Origin of the sequence: Xanthobacter autotrophicus ATCC 700552 (genome assembly GCF_043194565.1) — a bacterium.
GTDB lineage: Bacteria > Pseudomonadota > Alphaproteobacteria > Rhizobiales > Xanthobacteraceae > Xanthobacter > Xanthobacter autotrophicus_F.
In genome coordinates this window covers 17490-38438 of the sequence record NZ_JBAFVS010000012.1, presented here as the reverse complement: position 1 = coordinate 38438, position 20949 = coordinate 17490, and the positions used below count along the sequence as shown (strand labels likewise).

At 69.8% G+C, this 20949-nt stretch carries 13 protein-coding genes; 10 read left to right on the top strand and 3 right to left on the bottom strand.

The genetic code is table 11. The features are described from left to right. Nucleotides 1–198: 198 nt before the first annotated feature. From V5F48_RS14065 to V5F48_RS14050, 4 genes are all read left to right on the top strand, one after another. The gene (locus V5F48_RS14065; protein ID WP_394259220.1) at nucleotides 199–9432 is read left to right on the top strand and encodes an SDR family NAD(P)-dependent oxidoreductase; all 9234 of its coding nucleotides are present in this window, start codon (nucleotides 199–201) and stop codon (nucleotides 9430–9432) included. A 55-nt stretch (nucleotides 9433–9487) separates the two neighbouring features. Next, nucleotides 9488–10678 (top strand): efflux RND transporter periplasmic adaptor subunit, encoded by a 1191-nt coding sequence (locus tag V5F48_RS14060; RefSeq protein ID WP_394259219.1) that lies wholly within the window; start codon nucleotides 9488–9490, stop codon nucleotides 10676–10678. A gap of 66 nt (nucleotides 10679–10744) precedes the next feature. Then, nucleotides 10745–11890 carry an ABC transporter permease gene (locus V5F48_RS14055; protein WP_394259218.1) on the top strand — a complete coding sequence of 382 codons (1146 nt, stop codon included), beginning with the start codon at nucleotides 10745–10747 and terminating at the stop codon, nucleotides 11888–11890. Beyond that, nucleotides 11887–12627, top strand: coding sequence for an ABC transporter ATP-binding protein (locus V5F48_RS14050; RefSeq protein ID WP_394110056.1), 741 nt, complete (start codon nucleotides 11887–11889; stop codon nucleotides 12625–12627). The genes V5F48_RS14055 and V5F48_RS14050 overlap by 4 nt, the downstream gene beginning before the upstream one ends. Before the next feature lie 41 nt (nucleotides 12628–12668). On the opposite strand, the gene V5F48_RS14045 is transcribed toward V5F48_RS14050, so the two are convergent. Beyond that, nucleotides 12669–13256, bottom strand: coding sequence for a MarR family winged helix-turn-helix transcriptional regulator (locus V5F48_RS14045; protein WP_394259217.1), 588 nt, complete (start codon nucleotides 13254–13256; stop codon nucleotides 12669–12671). Between the two features lie 180 nt (nucleotides 13257–13436). Between V5F48_RS14045 and V5F48_RS14040 the strand changes: the two genes are divergently transcribed. From V5F48_RS14040 to V5F48_RS14025, 4 genes are read left to right on the top strand one after another with little or no spacing between them, the layout of a single operon-like run. Then, entirely contained in the window at nucleotides 13437–13943 is a 507-nt protein-coding gene (locus V5F48_RS14040; protein ID WP_394259216.1) for a flavin reductase family protein, read from the top strand. A gap of 22 nt (nucleotides 13944–13965) precedes the next feature. After that, the gene (locus tag V5F48_RS14035; protein WP_394259215.1) at nucleotides 13966–15450 is read left to right on the top strand and encodes a 4-hydroxyphenylacetate 3-hydroxylase family protein; all 1485 of its coding nucleotides are present in this window, start codon (nucleotides 13966–13968) and stop codon (nucleotides 15448–15450) included. 28 nt (nucleotides 15451–15478) lie between these two features. After that, the gene (locus V5F48_RS14030) at nucleotides 15479–15859 is read left to right on the top strand and encodes a cupin domain-containing protein (protein ID WP_394259214.1); all 381 of its coding nucleotides are present in this window, start codon (nucleotides 15479–15481) and stop codon (nucleotides 15857–15859) included. A 35-nt stretch (nucleotides 15860–15894) separates the two neighbouring features. Then, the gene (locus V5F48_RS14025) at nucleotides 15895–17241 is read left to right on the top strand and encodes an amidase (protein ID WP_394259213.1); all 1347 of its coding nucleotides are present in this window, start codon (nucleotides 15895–15897) and stop codon (nucleotides 17239–17241) included. Here the strand turns inward: V5F48_RS14025 and V5F48_RS14020 are convergent. After that, nucleotides 17190–18674: a sensor histidine kinase gene (locus V5F48_RS14020; protein WP_394259212.1), complete on the bottom strand. Its 1485-nt coding sequence runs from the start codon at nucleotides 18672–18674 to the stop codon at nucleotides 17190–17192. The two genes, V5F48_RS14025 and V5F48_RS14020, sit on opposite strands and share 52 nt — an antisense overlap. Further along, nucleotides 18658–19374: a response regulator gene (locus tag V5F48_RS14015; RefSeq protein WP_394110049.1), complete on the bottom strand. Its 717-nt coding sequence runs from the start codon at nucleotides 19372–19374 to the stop codon at nucleotides 18658–18660. The genes V5F48_RS14020 and V5F48_RS14015 overlap by 17 nt, the downstream gene beginning before the upstream one ends. A gap of 159 nt (nucleotides 19375–19533) precedes the next feature. Here V5F48_RS14015 and V5F48_RS14010 point away from each other — a divergent pair, with 159 nt between their 5' ends. After that, the gene (locus V5F48_RS14010; protein WP_394259211.1) at nucleotides 19534–19842 is read left to right on the top strand and encodes a hypothetical protein; all 309 of its coding nucleotides are present in this window, start codon (nucleotides 19534–19536) and stop codon (nucleotides 19840–19842) included. A gap of 168 nt (nucleotides 19843–20010) precedes the next feature. Next, nucleotides 20011–20850: a sterol desaturase family protein gene (locus tag V5F48_RS14005; protein WP_394259210.1), complete on the top strand. Its 840-nt coding sequence runs from the start codon at nucleotides 20011–20013 to the stop codon at nucleotides 20848–20850. Nucleotides 20851–20949: the final 99 nt, after the last annotated feature.

Genomic DNA, 20949 nt, shown 5'->3' with positions numbered 1-20949 from the left:
GGCCGGGGCTGCGGCCCCTGCCTCGCCCGCAGGAGTTCTGAAAAACGCCAATCAAAGCTCGGTAATATAATGCCTCACATTGAATAAGCCGCAAGTGTCTACTTGCATTTTTCGCAAACTCAGAAGAAATGACGTGACAGCTCCGCGCCGGTACGCATAGGTTGCGTTGCGGCAATTCTGCGGAAGAGGGCGCTTCCCATGGATAGCTTAGATCTTCTGGACGGTCAGGTACGCGCGGCCGGAAACGGCCTTGGTCAAGAACCCGAACCTGTTGCCGTTATCGGTATCGGCTGTCGTTTTCCAGGTGGTATCACAAGCGCGGAAGGTTATTGGTCCTTCCTGCTGGGAAAGCGATGCGGTATTCGCGAAATACCGGCGGATCGCTGGAACGTTCACAACTACTACGATCCGGACCCCGAGAGCGCCGGGCGCTCCTATTCCAAGTGGGGCGGCTTCCTTTCCGGCGACGTTTTCAACTTCGATCCGGCGTTCTTCGACATGGCCCCGCGCGAGGTCATGCTGATGGACCCCCAGCAGCGCCTGCTGCTGCAGGTGGCCTATGAATCCATCGAGGATTCCGGCGTGCCGCTGCGCACCCTGCAACGCCAGCGCACCGGCGTGTTCGTGGGCATATCCACGTCCGATTTCAGCTACAGCCAGCGCTACCGGCGGGTCGCCACCGACATTTTCGCCGGCACCGGCTCGGCCTATTCCATCGCCGCGAACCGCATCTCCCACCGGCTCGACCTGAAGGGGCCGAGCATCGCGCTCGACACCGCCTGCTCGTCGGCCCTGGTGGCGGTGGACCAGGCCATGCGCCACCTCACCATGGGCACCTGCGACGTGGCCATGGCAGGCGGCGTCAACATGATGCTGGACCCCGGCCCGTTCATCGCTTTCTCCAGCGCCAACATGCTGTCGGCGACGGGCAAGATCTATACGTTCGATGCCCGCGCCGACGGCTTCGTGCGCGGCGAGGGCTGCGGCATCGTCGTGCTGAAGCCGCTGGCCCGCGCCGTGGCGGACGGCGACCGCATCTATGCGGTGATCCGCGGCTCCGCAGTGAACCAGGACGGCCGCACCGCCACCCTCACCGCCCCGAGCGACGTGGCCCAGACCGCCATGCTAGAAAGCCTCGTGGCGCGTGCCAACATCGACCCCGAGGACGTGGGCTACGTGGAAGCGCACGGCACCGGCACGCCGGTGGGCGACCCCATCGAGGCGAGCGCCATCGGCCGCGTGTTCGGCGCCGGCCGCGTGGACCGGCCGGTGCTGGTGGGATCTTTCAAGCCCAATCTCGGCCATCTGGAATCCGCCTCCGGCGTCGCCGGGCTGATCAAGATCGTTTTGTCCACCCACCACGGCATCGTGCCGCCCAACCTCAATTTCGAGACGCCCAACCCGACCATCCCGTTCGATGCGCTGGGCCTGTCCGTGCCGGTGGAGCCCACCCCCTATTCGAGCGAGCACGACGTGCGCCTCTCGGTGGTAAATTCCTTCGGCTTCGGCGGCACCAACGCCTCGGTGGCGGTGGAAAGCTTCCATGGCGGCAAGCGGCCGCGCGCCGACGTGCGCGCCCGGCCGGCACCCGCCGAAGGTCCGGTGTTCATCCCGCTCTCGGCCAACGGCAAGGCCGCCCTCGGCCTGTGGGCGGAAGAACTGGCCGACGCGGTGGACGAAGGCGGCACGCTTGGCACGGTCCCCTACGAGACCCTGGCCAGCGCCCTCAAGACCGGCCGCGACCACCTGACCGAGCGGGCGGCGATCCTGGCCGACCCCCAGGCCCAGGATCTGCCGCTCAAGCTGCGCACCCTCGCCCTGGGCGCCGACGCGCCGGCCAACGAGGCCATCGCCCCCTACATCATCACCGGCCGCTCCAAGCCGCGGCGCCTCGCCTTCACCTTCTCGGGCCAGGGCGGCCAGTGGTGGGCCATGGCCCGCAAGCTGCTGACCGAGGACAAGACCTACCGCGCCTCCGTCGAGACCTTCGACGAGGTGCTGAAGCCCCACACCGGCTGGTCCGTGATCGAGGAGATCACCCGCGACGAGGCCACCACCCGCATCAACGACGCGGACGTGACCCAGGCCGCCATCTTCTCCAACCAGGTGGGCCTCTACCGCATGTGGCGGGAGCGCGGGCTCACGCCGGAACTGCTGGTGGGACACAGCTTCGGCGAGGTGGCGGCAACCCATATCGCCGGCTGCATCGACCTCGATACCTGCGCCCGGATCATCTACCACCGCGGCCTCATCCCCCACGGCAGCACCCGGCGCGGCGCCATGGCGACGCTCGGCGTCACCTATGATCAGCTCGCGCCCCTGCTGCCGGCCGACCAGAGCGTGGTGATCGCCGCCTATAACGGCCCCACGGCCCAGACCATTTCCGGCATGGAAGCGCCGGTGGTGGCGCTGCTGGAAGAGGTCAAGCGGCTTTATCCGGACGTCACCGCCCGCCGCCTCACCATGGATTTCGGCTGGCACTCGCCCCACCTGGACGATTGCGAGGCCAGGTTCCGCGAGGGCCTTGGCGAGATTTCCTGGAAGCCGCCATCCTTCCCCATCGTCTCCACGGTCACCGGCATGCTGGAGACCTGCTTTGATACCGAATACTGGTGGCAGAACCTGCGCCAGCCCGTGAGCTACAAGAAGGCCATCGACTTCTGCCTGGACCTGGGCATCGACGCCTTCCTGGAGCTTGGGCCGCACCGTACCGTCACCCCGCTGATCCACGGCATCGGCCAGGAGCGCAACGCCCCCGTGGTGGCCGTGTCCTCGCTGGAACGGCAGGGCGACGACCGCCTCGTGATGGCCCGCTCCATGGCGAACCTCTACGTGAACGGCGTTGCCTTCGACTGGAGCGAGAACGACGCCGTAGCCGAGGAACATCTGCCCCTGCCGCGCCGGCCCTGGGTCAACGAGCGCTTGGTGCAGTTGCCGCTGGAAGCGCGCCAGTTCCTGTTCGACGGCGACCGCCACCCGCTGCTGGGCTGGCGCGAGATCGGGCCGGAGCCGGCCTGGACCAACGAAATCACCCTCAAGAGCGCCAAATATCTCGCCGACCACCGGCCCGGCGGGGACTGCCTGTTCCCCACCGTCGGCTATGTGGAGATGATGACCGGCGCCCTGCGCGAGCTGTTCGGCAACGCGCCGGTGGAGCTGCGCGACTTCCGTATCCACGAGGCCCTGTCCATCGGCGGCGATGACGTGGTGCTGCTGCGCACCTCGTACGATCCCGCCACCAGCCGGCTGCGCATCTCCTCCATGAAGCGCGACACCGAGGAAGACTGGCGGCTGCGTGTGGAGGCCTATGGCTGGCAGCATGCCTTCGCCGTGCCGGCCGCCAGCTTCGACCCGGCCATCCTTGAGACCCGGCCGGCCATCGAGCGCGAGGACTTCTATCGCCTCACCTCCCGCCACGGGCTCGATTACGGCCCGACGTTCCAGGCGGTGGAGGCCCTGTGGCTCGCCGGGCCGCGCCACGCGGTGGCGCGCCTCTCCAGCGCCGATGCGGCCAAACGCGCCGGCTTCATCGCCTTCCCCGGCCTGTTCGACAGCGTGCTCCAGTCCGGCCTCGTCCTGGAGGACGTGGGCCTTGGGCTCTGGATCCCGGGCGAACCGCTCCCCGACGAGGAGAGCGTCGCCGGCAAGTACAAGCTCATGCTGCCGGTGGGTATCCGCAAGGTGATGGTGGCCGGCCCCCTGCCGCCCGAGGTCATCTGCGAATTCTTCACCGATCCCGCCGACGACACGGGCATCTATCGCGTCTACGCACTGGACGGCACGCCGCTGCTCTCGGTGGAGAACCTCAAGGTCAAGACCCTCGGCGCCCTGAAGGCGAACGCCAACGACGGCGGCACCGTGGTGATCGAGGAAACCTTCGAGACGGTGGCGCCGAAGGCCGACACCCCGGCGCGGCTCGGCCGCTGGCTGCTGCTGTCGGGCGATCCGGCGGCAACCGAGCCGCTCGCCTCCGCTCTGGTCGCATCGGGCGCCGCGGTGGAAACCCTGGCGCCGGACATCTTCACCGCCATGAAGGCGGAGGATGCCACCCGATTGATCGAACAGCGGCTCGCCGCGCCTGAAGGCCTCACCGGCATCGTCTATGCGGCGACGGCCGGGGTCGAACTCGGGCCGGAAGCGGAGCTGTCCACCGAACGCCTGGTGGCGGCCGTGGAAGCGGCCTCCTTCGGCCTCGTCACGGTGGGCCAGGTGCTGGACCGCCTGCGTACCGCACCGAGCCGGCCGGCCCTCGTGGTGGTCGCCCGCGCCAGCCGCCTGATCCCCGGCGACGGGCCGATGGCGACGGAAGGCCTCGCCGATTCAGCCCTGCTCGGCCTGTCGCGGACGCTCGCCAACGAGTGCCCGGAATTTGCCGTCCGCCATGTGGACGCGGACGCCGCCGCCTTCGGCGAAGGCATGGCCCTCGCCCAGGCGGTGCTGGAGGAGAGCGACGAAGCGGAAATCATCCTGCGCGGCACCGAACGCACCGTGCCGCGCCTGCGGCAGGGTCCGCTCAACGGCCTCGCGCCGCGCCGGCGCACCATCACCAAGGCCAGCGACGCCGCCAACTTCACCGTGACGATGACCAGCCCCGGCCTCATCGACAATGTGGTGGTGCGCGAGTGCCCCTACCCCACGCCCAAGGCGGGCGAGGTGGTGGTGGAAGTGACCGCCGTCGGCCTCAACTTCCGCGACATCATGGCCGCCACCTCCATCCTGCCCGACGAGGCGGAGGGCGAGGGCGCCTGGTGGCGCAATCTCGGCCTCGAATTCGCCGGCACCGTGCGCTCCACAGGCGAGGCCATCACCGGCTTCAAGCCGGGCGACCGGGTGATGGGCATGGGCAAGGGCTTCCTGCGCCGGTTCGCCGCCGCGGACGCCCGCTTCCTCATGCATGTGCCCGACGACGTGGCGCTGGAAGACGCCGCGACCCTGCCGGCCGCCTTCATGACCGCCCATTATTCGCTGGTGGACATCGGCCGCCTCGAACCCGACGAGAAGGTGCTGGTGCATCTGGCCACCGGCGGCGTGGGCCTTGCCGCCATCCAGGTGGCGCGGGACATCGGCTCGGAAATCCTCGCCTCCGCCGGCTCCGACACCAAGCGCGCCTTCCTGCGCGACCTCGGCATCACCCATGTGATGAACTCGCGCAGCCTCGAATTCTCCGAGGGCGTGCGGGCCGCCACCGGCGGGCGGGGCGTGGACGTGGTGCTGAATGCCCTGTCGGGCGCCGGCATCGACAAGGGCCTCGAATGCCTCGCGCCCTTCGGCCGCTTCGTCGAGATCGGCAAGCGCGACCTCGCCCAGGACAAGCCCATCGGGCTGAAGTCCCTGTATTACAACAACTCCTATTCGGTCATCGACCTCTCTACCATCGCCGACGAGCGCCCCGCGCGCCTGTCGTCCCTGCTGCGGGCGGTGGAGGGCAAGGTGGCGCAGGGCCTCTACCGGCCGCTCGTCGCCACCCGCTTCCCGGTCTCCCGGGTGGCCGAGGCCATGCGCATCTTCTCCAAGGCGCAGCACCTCGGCAAGGTGGTGCTCACCTTCGACGAACCCGCCATCGAGGTGGAAGTCGACCTCAACCAGCCCATGCGCTTCTCAGGCGAGGCGAGCTATCTCGTCACCGGCGGCCTGCGCGGCTTCGGCGTGGCGGTGGCGGACTTCCTCAGCCGGCAGGGCGCCGGGCGGCTGCTGCTGTGCGGCCGCAACGGCACCCCCGACGCGGACTCCGAGCCGGTGCTCGCCGCCATCGCGGCGCGGGGCACGGAAGTGGTTGCCGTCACCCTCGACGTGACGGACGCTGACGCCGTGGACGCGCTGATCGCCGCCCACGCCAAGTCCGACAAGCCGCTCAAGGGCATCGTCCATGGCGCGGCGGTGATCCAGGACGGCTTCGTGAGCCAGCTCGACGAAGGCCAGATTTCCCGCGTCATCCGCCCCAAGGCGGGCGGCGCCTGGAGCCTGCATCGCGCAGTGACCCGGCACGGGGCGGATCTCGACTTCTTCGTCAGCTTCTCGTCGCTGGCGCAGGTCATCGGCAGCCCCGGCCAGGCCAATTACACGGCGGCCAATTCGGTGCTCAACGGCATGGGCTCGTTCCGCAAGAGCCGGGGCCTTGCCGGCTCGGCGGCGGCCTGGGGCTCCATCGCCGGCTCGGGCTTCGTCGCCCGCTCCGAGGCGCTCGGCAATTATCTTGAAAGCATCGGCATGAAGCCGGTGCCGGACACGGAGGCCGCGGCCTCCCTCGGCACGCTGCTGCGCGCCGAGGACGAGAACCTCGGCTTCGCCCGCGCCGACTGGGCGGCCATTTCCCGAGCCCTGGCGCGGACCGCCGGAACCGCCCGCGTCAAGCCGCTCCTGGCCCAGCGCACCGGCGGGCGCTCGCGCATCCAGGCCGAGCTGCTGGCCGCTCCGCGCGAGGCGTGGGACGGTATGCTGGCCGACCTCATCCGCGGCGAGGTGGCGAAGGTGCTGAAGGTGTCGCCCAACGACATCCCGGCCGACCGCCGCCTCTCGGAACTCGGCCTCGACTCCCTGTCCTCGTTCGAGCTGAAGAACCGCATCGAGGCCCATGTGGATGTGAACATCCCGGTGGCCAAATTCCTCCAGACGCCCACCGTTACCGGCCTGTCCGGCGTGGTGGCCGTCACCTTCGAGGCGACGCAGAAGGCCCGGGCGGCCAGCGCCGCGGCCCTTGCCGACGGCGGCAGCGGTGCCGGTGGGGCCGGCGACGGCCCGGTGTTCCGTCCGCTGGTGCGGCAGGAGGCGGTCATCGCCCTCGGCGGCCGGCCCATGACCTCCCCGGTGACCCGGGCGGCGCTGGAGGTCTCGGCCTCCCGTGCCGTCGATGCGGCACTGGATTTCGAGGCGCTTGCCCAGGCGCTCGCCGCCCTCGCTTCGGCCGAGGATGCCCTCAAGCTCACCGGCACCGCCGCGGGCGAGATCGCGCCCGGCGAAGCCCCCGACCTTGAATGGATCACCGACGCCTCCGGCCTTGCCCCGGTGACCCAGCCGGGGCCGCTCTGGCGGTTCGGCATCTCCAAGGCCGCGGACGGCGCCCTCACGCTCCATGCGCGGGCCCACCGCGCGGCGGCGGATGCGCTGTCGCCCCATCTCGCGCTGGCCGCCCTTGCAGCCGCAGCGGGAACGGCGCCCGCGCCCGGCACGCCCTTTGCCGCCTTCGCCGCCCTGGTGCGGCCGGCGGACGGCTCCATGGCCCTGGCCGGGCACATGGCCTTCTGGAAAGAGATGCTGCGGACGCCGCCGGCGGCCCTGCCGAACTTCGGCCGCACCCTGGCTTCAGCGCCCACGGGCTTCGGCCTCAATCGTGGACCGGTGGGCCATTTCGACGCCTCCTTGACCCTCCCGGGGTTCGACGCCCTCGCCGTGCCGGACCAGGAAGCCCTCCTTGTCGCCGCACTGGGCCGCGCTCTGGCCGCGGGTTCCGGCATCGATCGGGCGCTGGTGGAATGCCATGACCCGGCCCGGCGCGAGGGACCTGTCGGCCTGATCGGGCCGGTGGGCACCAGCATCCCGCTGCTGCTGGACCGCCTCGACGCCCCGGCCGACTGGCTGATCCGGCGGGCGCGCCAGCGCCTCGTCGCAGCACGCAGCCACCAGGCGCTGGACACCGCGGCCGTGGAAGCCCTGTTGGCGGACCGCCTCAACGCCGCCGGCGCCGCGCTCCGGCAGGTGGGCTTCTCCTATCTCGACGCGGATGGGGCGGCCCGGGTCAAGGCTCTCGGCATCGCCGAGCCCCTGGCGGCGCTCACCGATCCGTTCAACGAGCTTCGGCTCGATGTGGTGGCGGACGGCACCGTCCTGACGCTGAGGCTCGCCCTCGACACTGCCGCCGTCCCGGCGGAGACCGGGCGTGCCCTCCTTGAAGCCTTCGCCGCCGCCATGTCCGAACTCACCGGAACCCCGGTGACGATCGGCACCACCACCTGGCACGCCGCCACCGGAACGGTGCGCCGCGCGGCGGCCGCGCCACCGCCCCCGGCAGCCGGCATCGCGGCACCTGCGGTGACCGGCCTGGCGCCCTCGGGCGAGCGGCCGGTTCCGCTCTCCGTCAAGCAGAACAACGTGCTGCGCTCGCTGATGAAGCCGGGGACCAACCACGCCTACCGCGTGTTCTGGTCCATCGGCCGCGCCTTCCGCATCGCGCCCCGCGCCGACATCGATCGCCTGCGCCGGGCCCTGCGACTGGTGGAGGAGCGGCAGGAATCCCTGCGCACCCGCTTCGTCGTGGACAACGACGGGCAGCCCCGCGCCCTCATCCTGCCGTGCGGCGAGCCGCCCCTGGTGGTGGAGGACATGCCCGGGGCCGATGCCGCGGCGGTGCAGGCGCGGCTGTCGGCGCTGCTCGATTCCCCGCTCGATCCCTTCACGGAGGCGCCCTACCGCGTCACCGTGCTGCGCGGCGGTGAAGACGGCGACGTGGTGGTGGCACAGGGCCATCACCTCATCTTCGACGGCTGGGCCCTGGGCGTGTTCGTGGAGGAAGTGTTCCAGGCCTTCCTGGGCATCCCGCTGGCGCCTCCCGAGATGACCGTCGAGCAGTATGTGAACGAGTTCGACCGGGCGACGGACCCCGTCTTCATGGCCGAGCGCGAAGCCTATGTGCGCGAGCTGTACGGCGCCAACCCGCCGCCCCTGCCTAATTTCGGCCGCAAGGCGAAGGGCCTCGCGACCAATTTCGACCGCACCCAGGCGGGTCCCGGCGGCGAGATCTTCGCCTTCCTGAACGCCACCGGACAGGAGCGGGTGCAGACCCGCGCCCGTCGGATCGGCATCACCGAGACCTCGCTCCTCAACGCCGCCGTGGCCCAGTCCATCGCCGTGCGTGGCGGGGTGGACGACGTGATCATCAACATCCCGGCGGCCATGCGGACCGACCGCCGGCTCAACAACTTCGTCGGCTGGGTGCACGGCTCGACGCTGCTGCGTGCCTCCGGCGCGGCCATGGCCGACCTCGACGCGCTGGGCACGACGCTGTCGGACCAGCTCAACCGCGCCCTGGTCTACACCCCGTTCGAGTTCTGCTTCCTCGAAGGGGATCTGCACGACGACCTGGTGGCCCGGGGCTCGTACCTCGCGCTCTATGTCAGCGGCATGCAGACGCCGGACCGCTTCGCCCGGGGGGCCACCACCTCATCGCTCCAGCGGCAGGGCAAGACGGAGGAGCTCGACCTCGGCGTCATCAAGGTGGCGCCGCTCTCGGCCAAGCTCATGCGCTACGCCATCAACGAGATCGACCTCAGGTCCTTCCAGAGCGCCGACGGCCTCGCCTATCGCCTCGGCTACGACACCACGGCGCTGACGGCGGCGGAAGGACAGGACCTCATCGCGGACGTGCTAGACCGCCTGGGCGTCGGTCCCGATGGGGTGGTCTCCATCGTGGATACCGACGCGGAGGAGGAGATCGCGTGAGCCCGGCAGCCATCGCCCCCAGGGGTGGACGCCTTCCGTCAGGGGAGGGGATGCGGTGAAGCCGCAGCCCCTCCCCCCCGCCCTGACGGAAACGGACTATTCCGCCGGCTGGCGCCGCCTCGCCATCGCGCTTGCCCTCGCCGTGGTGGCCGGTCTCCTGATCGGCTACTGGTATGTGGTGCCGCGCAGTGCCGCCTGGCACCGGATTGAAGCGCGCCCCATGAGCCTGGAAATCAACGGGCCGGGCCTGCTCGACGCCATCAACCGCGTGGTGGTGACAAGCCGTATCCAGGGCTTCCTGAAGTCCATCGAGGTGGACCGCAACGACTCAGTGACCCGCGGCCAGGTGCTGGCGCGGCTGGAATCCATCGATCTTCAGAACCAGCTCGCTGCCGCCCAGGCACAGGCAAGCGCCGCCGCCCTCGGCATCACCGGGAGCGAGAGCGAACGCGCCCGCGCCAAGGCCGGCTTCGACCGCGCCAAGATCGAGTTCGAGCGGCGCACCACGCTTGCCCGCACCAATGTCATCTCTCCCGCCGAGCTGACCACCGCCGAATCCAACTTCCTCCAGGCGCAGGCGGACATGGCCCGCGCCGAGGCCGCCATCGAGCGCTCGAAGGCGGAGCTGCTCGCCCAACAGGCCAACGTGAAGGTGCTGGAAGCCCGCCTTGCCGATGCCACCATCACCGCCCCCCTCGACGGCGTGGTCATCTCCCGCGAGCGCAATCCCGGCGACCTGCTGTTGCCGGGCGCCAACCTGATGCAGGTGGTGGAACTGTCCACCATCATCATCTCCGCCCGCTTCGACGAATCCGCGCGCTCCGCCATCAAGCCGGGCCATCCGGCGCGCATCCGCTTCGCCTCCGATCCCACGCGGGTGTTGACCGGGCGGGTGCTGCGCCTGTCCCGGCAGGTGGACCAGGAAACCCGCGAATTCACCATCGATATCACCCTCGACGCCCTGCCTGAGAGCTGGGCCATCGGGCAAAGGGCCAATGTGGCGGTGGAGGCGCAGTCCCCCGCGGTGGCCATCGGCGTGCCGGAGACCTTCGTGACCCGCCTCGACGGCCGGGCCGGCGTCTGGCTGGCGCGGTCCGGCCGGGCGACCTGGACCCCGGTGGCGCTTGGCTATACCAGCGGCACCGACATCGAGGTCTTGCGCGGCCTCAAGGCCGGCGACGTGGTGCTGTCGCCGGTGGGACGCTACTCTTTCGAGCCGATCGACCTCGGGGAAGAGGTGCCCTGACGCAGGCGGACGTGGCGGCGGCGGACGTGGCGGCAGAGGCGGAGGCGGAGGCGGAGGCGGAGGCCCATGAACATCGCCCTCAAGGACATGCGGTTTTCGATGCTGCGCTTCGCCCTCACGGCGGTGGGCATCGGCCTCCTTCTGGGGGCGACCATGGGCATGATCGGACTCTATCGCGGCATCGTCCACGAGGCGCTGCTGATCATCAACGACGTGGGCGCCGATCTTTGGGTGGTGGAGGGCGGGCGCTCCGGTCCGTTTGCCGAAACCTCGGCCGTGCCCTCCAGCCTCGACCGCCGGGTGGAAGGCGTGCCAGGGGTGGCCGCCACCCGCCGCTTCATCCAGTACAACCAGCAATATAATATCAACGGCAAGAGCGTGCGCCTTGCCGTCACCGGCGTCGACTACCCCAAGGATACCGGCAGCTGGATCCCGCTCATCGAGGGCCGGCTGTTCCGTTCCACCCGCTACGAGGCCATCGCCGACCAGTCCACCGGCCTGCTGGTGGGCGACGTGATCCGCCTCGGCCATGATGACTACACCGTGGTGGGCCTCACCACGGGACAGGTGGACATGGGCGGCGACGGCATGTTCTTCGTCACCATTCCGGACTCGCAGGCCATCAACCGGGTGCTGCCGTCCGAGGCCATCCTGCTGAACCGCGTCGCCAAGGGCCGCTCGCGCATGGGCCTCGGCGACGGCGGCGCGCTGGCGGCGGTGATGGTGGAGCTGAAGCCCAACGCCGACCCGCAGATGGTGAAGGCCCAGATCAAGGCCTGGGGCGATGTGGAAGTGCTGACCAAGGAAGAAGAGCGGTCCATGCTGCTCGACGGGCGGCTGTGGCGGCTCCGGGTGCAGATCCTCGCCTTCACCGCCATGACACTGCTGGTGGCGGGCTCCATCATCGCGCTCACGATCTACATGCTGACGCTGGAGAAGATCAACCAGATCGCCCTCCTCAAGCTGATCGGCGCGCGCGACCGGGTCATCATCGGCCTGATCGTGCAGCAGGCCCTGTGGATCGCCGTGCTCGGCTTCTCGGTGGCCCTGTTCATCTCCTTCACGCTGTATCCTCATTTTCCGCGCACCGTTCTGCTGGTGCCGGGGGACCTCGCGGGCATCGCAGGGGCGCTGCTCCTGATCAGCCTCGGCGCCAGCTGGTTCGCGATCCGGCGGGCGATGCAGGTCCGGGCGCAGGAGGTGTTGGCGTGACCGCTCAATTCTGGCCCAGCCATGTGGTGATGGAGGTGCGCAACGCCTCGAAGACGTACCTCTCCGGTGCCAACGAGGTGCGCGCCCTCACCGACATGACGCTGGCGCTGAAATCCGGCGAACTGACTGGCATCGTCGGCCCGTCCGGCTCGGGCAAGACCACCTTCCTGATGATTGCCGGCCTGCTGGAGCCGCCCACCACCGGCACCGTCCACTTCCGCGACCAGCCCATCGCCAACGCCGCGACGCGCCTCAACAACCTGCGCGACTTCCGCCGCACCCATGTGGGCTTCATCTTCCAGAAGGCGAACCTGATCCCCTTCCTCACCGCGGTGGAGAATGTGCAGATCGCCCTTGAGATCAACGACGTGCGGCCGAAGCAGGCGAAGGCGCGGGCGCGGGAGCTCCTGGCCCAGTTCGGCCTCGACCACCGGGAAGACAATTATCCCTCCCAATTGTCCGGCGGCGAGCAGCAGCGCGTGTCCATCGCGCGGGCCCTGGCCAACGACCCGGTCATGCTGCTGGCGGACGAGCCCACCGCCGCGCTGGACGGCTCGCGCGGGCGGCAGGTGATGGAGGTGTTCCGCACGCTGGCCGACGTGCACCGGGTGGCGGTGTGCGTGGTCACCCACGATCCGCGCTGGTCCGACATCTTCGACCGCATCGTGGAGATGAGCGACGGCCGCGTGGTGGAGGTCCGCCCCGGCGGCGCCATGAAGGCGCGGCTGCAGATCTGAGGCGGCCTGCGGGCGCCGGTTTTCGGCCGCGCCCGCCTCCCTTACACCGCCGGCGGCAGGTGGTCGGCGACATCGTCCAGCGTGCCGGTGGGCGCGAGATACTCGATCAGCCGCAAGGTGCGCTCCCCGGTGCCGGCGAGCTTGGCGATGACGGCGCGCAACGCCTTGAAGTCGGCCGCCGAGAGCGGTTCGAACAGGGCGTCGTTGGCGGGCACCTGAACCCGCGTCAGATCGGCGAGGCGGCGCTCGGCCTCCGCGGTCACGGCCAGCACCACGCGGCGGCGATCGTCCGGGTTCGGCGCCTTGGTGACGAGGCCGGCCTGGACCAGCTTGTTGACCTCGATGGTCACGAACGCCCCTGACAGATGCAGATGCTCGGCCAGCGCGTTCACGCCCAGTTCCGGCGTGCCCCGGCTGAGCCGGGCGATGGAATTGAGGATGGTGTATTGGGTGCCCGACAGCCCGATGAGCGCGCCGAGCCGGTTGCGCACCTCCTGGATGGCGGCGGCAAACGCCAGCATATTGTGCACCATCTCGCGGAATTCGAGGTCCGATCCGTTCACCAGCAAGGCGGCGCGGGACGCGGTCAGGGGCAGTCGCCTGCGGGCTGTGGACGTGGCTTGAGGCATGCGGGCGCTCCCAGATCGGACCGGCGGCGGGTGCGCTGCTGGCGGGGGCCGGAGCCCGGACCCGCCTTTCCCCGACGCGACCCTTGTCGTGATCGCGCTTCATAGGCGCGGAAGGGCCTTGACGTCTATCACCTGCTCATAATAGCTTTGTTACAAAGCTATCTAAAGCGGACATTGCCCATGTCGGCCTCCACGGCAGAACCCTTCGACACGCGCGCCTTCCGGTCCACCCTCGGCACCTTCGCCACCGGCGTCGCCATCGTCGCCGCCGAAGGCGAGGATGGAGCCCTGGTCGGCATGACCATGAGTTCGTTCAACGCGGTCTCCCTCGACCCGCCCCTGGTGCTGTTCTCGGTGGCGCGCAGCGCCCTGTCCCTGTCCGCGCTCAGGACAGCCCGGGCCTATGGCATTTCCATTCTGGCCCGGCACCAGCAGGGCCTCTCCGGCCGTTTTTCCCGCGCGCAGGGCGAGAAATGGGCCGGCGTGGCGCACCTGCGCGGGGCCGGCGGCGCCCCGCTGATCGCGGAGGCGGCGGCGCATCTGGAATGCGCGCCCCACGCCATCCATGACGGCGGCGACCACGAGATCTTCATCGCCCGCGTCCTCGCCCACCGCTGCGAGCCCACGGCGGACCCCCTCGTCTTCCATGCCGGACGCTATCGCAGCCTCTCGGCCATCGCGTCCTGACCCCCGTTCCGGAGCACCAGCCATGATCAAGACCGGCGCCGCCCACATCGCCAGCCTCAGGGACGGCCGCGAGATCTTCCTCGACGGCCAGAAGATCACCGACGCCACCGCCCATCCCGCCTTTCGCCGCGCGGTGGCCTCGGTGGGGCGCATGTTCGACTTCCACAGCGCGCCGGACAATCGCGCGCTGATGACCTTCGAGACCGACACCGGCACGCTGGCCAACCGCATCTGGCAGCTACCGAAAAGCTATGAGGAGCTGAAGACCCGCCGCCGGGGGCTGGAGGCCTGGACCGAGCTGCACGCCGGCTTCCTCGGCCGCGCGCCGGACCATGTGGCGTCCTGCATCTCCGGCATGTACATGGGCCTCGACCAGTTCGAGCTTTACGATCCGGCCCGCGCCCGGGCACTGGCCGATTACTATCGCCACGCCCGCGACAACGATCTTTATCTCACCTACGTCATCATCAACCCGCAGGCCGACCGCTCGAAGAACGCGGCCGAGCAGGCCGACCCCTTCCTGTCCGCCGCCATCGTGGACGAGGACACCTCGGGCATCACCGTGCGCGGGGCGAAGATGCTGGCCACCGGCGGCATCATGGCCAATGAAGTCTTCGTCACCTGCATCCAGCCCCTGCAAAAGGGCGAGGAGGCCTATGCCCTGTCCTTCGCCATTCCCATGAATACCAGGGGCCTCAAGATCCTGTCGCGCAAGTCGTATGAGGCAGGCGCCCCGTCCGTGTTCGACAATCCCCTGTCGAGCCGCTTCGACGAGAATGACGCGGTGCTGTATTTCGACGACGTGAAGGTGCCGTGGGACCGGGTCTTCGTCGCCCGCGACATCGCCATGACCGGCCGGCAGTTCCATGCCACGCCCGCCCATGTCTACCAGAACTACCAGGCGCAGATCCGCCTGGCAGTGAAGCTGAAATTCCTGCTCGCCATCGCCCGGCGCACCGCCGAGGTGAACGGCACCACCGGCTTCCCGCAGGTGCGCGAGACGCTGGGCCAGCTTGCCGCCGAGGCCGCCATGGTGGACGCCTTCGTCACCGCCATGGAGGCCAAGGGCAGCTTCTACGGCCCCTATTTCGTGCCCGACCGCCACACCCTCTATGCGGCGCAGACCCTGACCCAGCAGCTCTACGGCAAGTTCATCACCGCGCTGCGGGAACTCGCCGGCGGCGGCATGATCATGCTGCCCTCCTCGGTGCATGACTATCAAAACCCCGAGCTTGCCGCCCTCATCGCCAAGACCCAGCAGTCGCCGGCCGCCAGCGCGGAAGAAAAGGTGAAGTTCTACAAGCTCGCCTGGGACGCGGTGGGCTCGGAATTCGCCTCCCGCCACGCCCAGTACGAGATGTTCTATGCGGGCGCCGGCTTCGTGGTGAAGAACCACTCCTTCCGCACCTATGACTGGGCCGGCGCCGAGCGCCTGCTCGACATGATGCTTTCCTCCTATTCCCTCGCCGACGAGGTGGCCCGGCCCGCCGCCCGCGCCGCCGAGTAATCACCCCTTTCACCGCAGGACTGCCCCCATGCCCATCCCCAAGATCCACGACGAGTTCCACACCCTCGACCTCGCCACCGGCTGGGAGGTGCCGCCGGGCTATCCGGAAGGCATCAAGCAGAAGATCCTCTCCGGCGCGCTGGACGAAGAGAACAAGAGCGGCTCCCGCACCCGGCTGCTGAAGTTCGATGCCGGCGTCTTCACCACCAAGCCCTTCGTGCATGAGTATTGGGAAGAAGTGTTCCTGGTCACCGGCGACCTCACCGTGGGCAATGACGACAAGGGTGAGGGCGGCGAGAGATTTTCGCCCTTCACCTATGCGGTGCGCCCGCCGGGCGCGTTCCACGGGCCGTTCAAATCGGATAAGGGCTGCATGCTGCTCGAAATCCACTATTTCGACCCCGCCTGATCCCGCCCGTCCCTTCCGCTGATCCGGACTTCGCCATGCCCCAGCCAACCCTCAAAGCCCTTGCCGAAGACCTCGCCTCAGGGCGCACCACGGCGCGGGCGCTGGCGGAAGCTTGCCTCGATCGCATCGCCGACCCGGCCGGCGAAGGCGTCCGCGCCTTCGTCAGCGTGAACCGGGAGGGTGCGCTGGCGGCGGCGCAGGCGCAGGATGCCCTGCGCAAGGCGGGGGCGGCGCCCTCGCCCTTCGCCGGCATCCCCATTTCGGTGAAGGACCTGTTCGACGTTCAGGGCGAGGTCACCGCGGCGGGCTCGAAAGTGCTGAAGGAGAATGCGCCGGCCAAGGCGGATGCGCCCACCGTGGCGCGCCTGCGCCGGGCGGGGTTCGTCCTCCTCGGCCGCAACACCATGACCGAGTTCGCCTATTCCGGCCTCGGCATGAACCCCCATTATGGCCACCCGCGCGCCCCGTTCGAGCGGCTGGCCGGCGGGCGCGTCTCCGGCGGCTCCAGCTCCGGCGGGGCCGTGGCGGTGGCCGACGGCATGGCCCACGCCGCGCTCGGCACCGACACCGGCGGCTCCTGCCGCATCCCAGCCGCCTTCTGCGGCATCACCGGCTACAAGCCCACCGCCAGCCGGGTGCCGCGCGAGGGCGCCTTCCCGCTCTCCACGACGCTGGATTCCATCGGCCCCCTCGCCCGTTCGGTGGCCTGCTGCGCGGCGCTGGACGCCATCCTCTCAGGCGCCGAGCCGGCGCCGCTCGTGCCGCGCCCGGTCAAGGGGCTGCGCCTGCTGGTGCCCACCACGGTGGCGCTGGATGGGCTGGACGGCGAGGTCGCCAAGGCCTTCGAGGCGGCGGTGGAGGCGCTGGCAAAGGCCGGCGCGCACATCGTCTCGGCGCCTTTCCCGGAGTTCGGGGAGGTGGCCACCATCAACGCCAAGGGCGGCTTCTCGGCGGCGGAGAGCTATGCGGTGCACCGCCGCCTGCTGGCGGAAAAGGCCGACGCCTACGACCCGCGCGTGGCCGGCCGCATCAAGCGCGGGGCGGAGCAGTCGGCCGCAGATTATGTGGAGCTGGTGGCCGCCCGCCGGGCACTGGTTGCGCGGGCGGCGGCGCGGCTTGCCGGCTTCGACGCGCTGGTGATGCCCACCGTGGCCATCCTGCCGCCGAAAATCGCGGATCTTGCCACCGATGATGACGCCTACGGCCGCGCCAACATCCTGGCCCTGCGCAACCCCACCCTCATCAACATGATCGACAGCTGCGCCATCTCCCTGCCCATCCCCGGCGGCGCGCCCGTGGGGCTGATGCTGGCCGGCGCCCCCGGCGCCGATCAGTCCCTCTTCGCCGTCGCGGCGGGGGTGGAGGCGGCGCTGGCGGGCTGATCGGCGCCCGCCTTCGGCAGCAGAACCCGCAGGCGGGCGCCGCCGCCGGGGCGGTCGGCGATGACCACCTCACCGCCGTGCCCCTCCACGATCTGCTGCACGATGGTGAGGCCGAGCCCCGCCCCGCCGCTCTCCCGGTTGCGCGAGGGCTCCACCCGGTAGAAGGGCTCGAACACGCTCGCCCGCTCGGCCGCCGGAATGCCGGGGCCGCGATCGTCCACGCGTAGCTCCACCTGGCCGCCGAGGTCGAGGAGCGTGATGTCGGCGCGCTGCCCATAGGCCAAGGCGTTGCCCACGAGATTGGCCAGCACCCGCGCCAGCGCCCCGCGCGCGCCATCCACCAGCAGCGGCGCGTCGGCACCCGCAAGGCTCACCGCGGCCCCCTCTGCAAGATGGGCTTCATATTCGGCGCGGGCGAGCGCGGAAAGATCCACCCGCTCGCCTGACGCCGGGGCAAAGGTGGCGCGGGCGAAGGCGAGGGCGTCATCCACCAGCGCCTGCATGCCGGTAAGGTCGGCCTGCGCCTTGTCCACCTGCGGGCCCGGCGGCAGCAGTTCCAGCCGCAGCCGCAGCCGGGTGAGATAGGTGCGCAAATCGTGGCTGATGGCGCCGAGCACCAGCGTGCGCATGCGCACCAGCTCGGCGATGCGCGCCTGCATGGCGTTCACCGCGCGGATGACGAGCCGCACGTCCGGCGCGCCGCGCTCGGGCACTTCCAGCGGCTCCAGCCGGGCGCCGAAGCGTTCCACCACGTCGGCGAGATCGGAGAGCGGGCGCGTCTCCCGCCGCACGGCGAACAGGGCGGCGAGCGCCACGAGGAAGCCGAGGATGCCGGCGACCAGCCCCACCGGCACGCCGAGGAGCCGGACGGTCAGGTCGCCGCCCGCCAGCACGTCGAGATAGCCCCCGCCATCCAGCCCCACAACCAGCCGGAGTCGCGCGCCACGCAAATCCCGCAGGCGCTCCACCTTGCCGAGCCCCACCGCCTCGCTGCCGATGAGGGCCAACGCCACGAAACGGTCCGGCGCGCCGCCCATGAGCTGGCGGACCCGTGTCGCGGCGAAGCCGAGATAGGCCGGCGTCTTCACCTGCGGGTGTTCGAGCACATAGGCCGGTACGAATCCGGACGCAGTGGTGGCGCGCAGGGCGAGCTCGCGCTGGCTGGGGCTCACCTCGCCGAGGAGCTGGGCCAGCGCCGCCACCCGCTGCAGCATGGGCACGAAGGGGCCGAGGGGGGCGGAGCTGCGGCGCTCGGTGATATAGGCCACCAGCATCAGCACCTGCACCGCCAGCAGCGCGCCGACCACGATCACCGCGATGCGCGCGGCAATGCCGAAGCGGGGCCAGGACCGGTCTGCGCCGCGCTCCCTGGTGCTATCCCTGCCGCGGTGCTCCGGCCGGGTGCCGGGGGCGGGTTCAGAGGGTGCGGACATCGGCCGAGAAGAGATAGCCGCCATTGCGGACGGTCTTGATGAGAAGGGCCGCATCCGGCGCGGCGGCGACGAGCTTGCGCCGCAGCCGGCTCACCGAGACATCGATGGTGCGGTCGAAGGGATCGGCGCTGCGCCCGCGGGTCCAGTCCAGCAGTTGGTCGCGGGAGAGTACCCGCTTGGGCCGTTCCAGGAAGCAGGCGAGCAGCTCGAATTCGGCGGAGGTGAGGTCCAGCGCCTCGCCCTCGGCGCGTCCCACGCTGCGCGCGTCCAGATCGGCCACGAAACCGGAGAAGGCGACGCGTCGCGACTGGAACGAGGGTTGGGGCATGGCCCCGTCTGCCCGCCGCAGCACGGCGCGGATGCGGGCGAGCAGCTCGCGCGGGTTGAAGGGCTTCGCCAGATAGTCGTCCGCCCCCATTTCGAGGCCGACGATGCGGTCCACGTCGTCGCCCTTGGCCGTGAGCATGAGGATAGGCAGGCCGCCCCGCGCCCGCAGCCGCCGGCAGATGGAGAGCCCGTCCTCTCCCGGCAGCATCAGGTCCAGCACCACCAGGTCCGGCCGCGTGGTGGCGAGCAGGCGGTCCATGGCGGCGCCGTCCTCGGCCGCCAGCACGCCATAGCCCTCCCGCCCGAGGAAATCGGCGAGGAGGGAACGGATTTCACGGTCGTCCTCGACGAGGAGAAGGGTGCGCTGGGCCATGGGGGAGTGTCGCCAAGCCGGGAGCCGCCGGCAATACGCGCAGCGGCGGCGGTTACAAAACGTTACAGCGCCTCACCCCGGTGCAAACCGGGCGCAACGGCCGGGGCCGAAGGTGGCGTCATCGCAACGGGCCGAGCGGCCCATCCCTCGGAGCCAGACATGAACCGCACGGTGCTCGCCCTCTCCCTCACCGCGTTCGTCTCCATCGCCGCCGTTACCGAGGCCGCCGCCTGGACGCGCAGCGGCTCCACCACCACGCCGCGCGGCACCTACAGCAGCTCCGCTTCGGGTGGCTGCTCCGGCGGCACCTGCAGCCGCAGCGCCACCGCCTCCGGCCCCTATGGCGGCACTGCCTCGCGCTCCGGCAGCGTGAGCCAGACCGCGCCCGGCGCCTACGGTTATTCGCGCACCACCACCGGACCCAACGGCAACGGCGTGACCCGCTCCGGCACCGTGTCGCGCTACTGAGCCACCCCTTCCAGGCTTCACCGCCTGGGAGTGCCGGGCCGCGGCGACCCGCCCCAAAGCCGCGGCCCGGCCATCGACCTTCTGCGTCCCGGCGACACTTCGCCGGGACGCAGAAGCGGACCGAAACGCGGGGCGCGGGGGCGTTCGCGACATTCCAGAGGTAAAGTCATGGCCGGTTTCTTTACCAGCGGCGCCATTACGACCCAGTCGGGGGGCTTCGCGCTGATCGCTTTGACCCTGATGGCGGCGGAATACCTGTTCCACACACTGAACCATGTGGAAAGCCACGACGCGGGGGAAAGTGCCGCCTCCCTTGCCATTGCGGTCGGCAACAAGGTCATCGGCGCGCTCACCGCCTCGCTCGCCGCCGTGCCGGTGTTCTTCGTCGCCCAGCACCGCCTGTTCGATATTCCCATGCAGGGGGTCGCGGTCTGGGTCGCGCTCTTCCTCGCGGTGGAGTTCTGCTACTTCCTCCACCACCTCGCCATGCACAAGGTGCGCTGGCTGTGGGCGACCCATGCGGTGCACCACTCGGCAACCCGGCTCAACCTGTCCGCCGCGGTGCGGATCGGCTGGGGCGGGCATCTCACCGGCGGGCTCGTGTTCTACCTGCCGCTGGTGGCGCTGGGCTTTCCGCCGCTCGCGGTGTTCGGCATGCTCGGGGCGGGGCTCGTGTACCAGTTTTTCCTGCACCTGGCCCGGCCGCCCCATCTGGGTCCGCTGGAATGGGTGCTGAACACCCCGCGCCACCACACGGTGCACCATGCCTCCAACGCCAGCATCGTCGACCGGAATTTCGGCGGCGTGCTCATCGTGTTCGATCGCCTGTTCGGCACGTTTGCCGAGGCCCCCCGTGGCGAGACCCTGAGCTTCGGCGTCGCCGGCACTCCGACCAGCCGCAATCCGCTCGCCATCGTGTTCCGCGAGTGGTTCGCCATGCTCCGCGACGCAAGACTCACCCCGGGCCTCGGGAACAAGCTGCGCGTGCTGTTCGGCCCGCCGGGGTAAAATTGGTATTCAGGTAATTCTGCCATGAATGGAATGCATTTCTGTACTGCGGAAAATGTGGATTGTGCATCGCAGCAATCACGATATGTTCAACGGCAG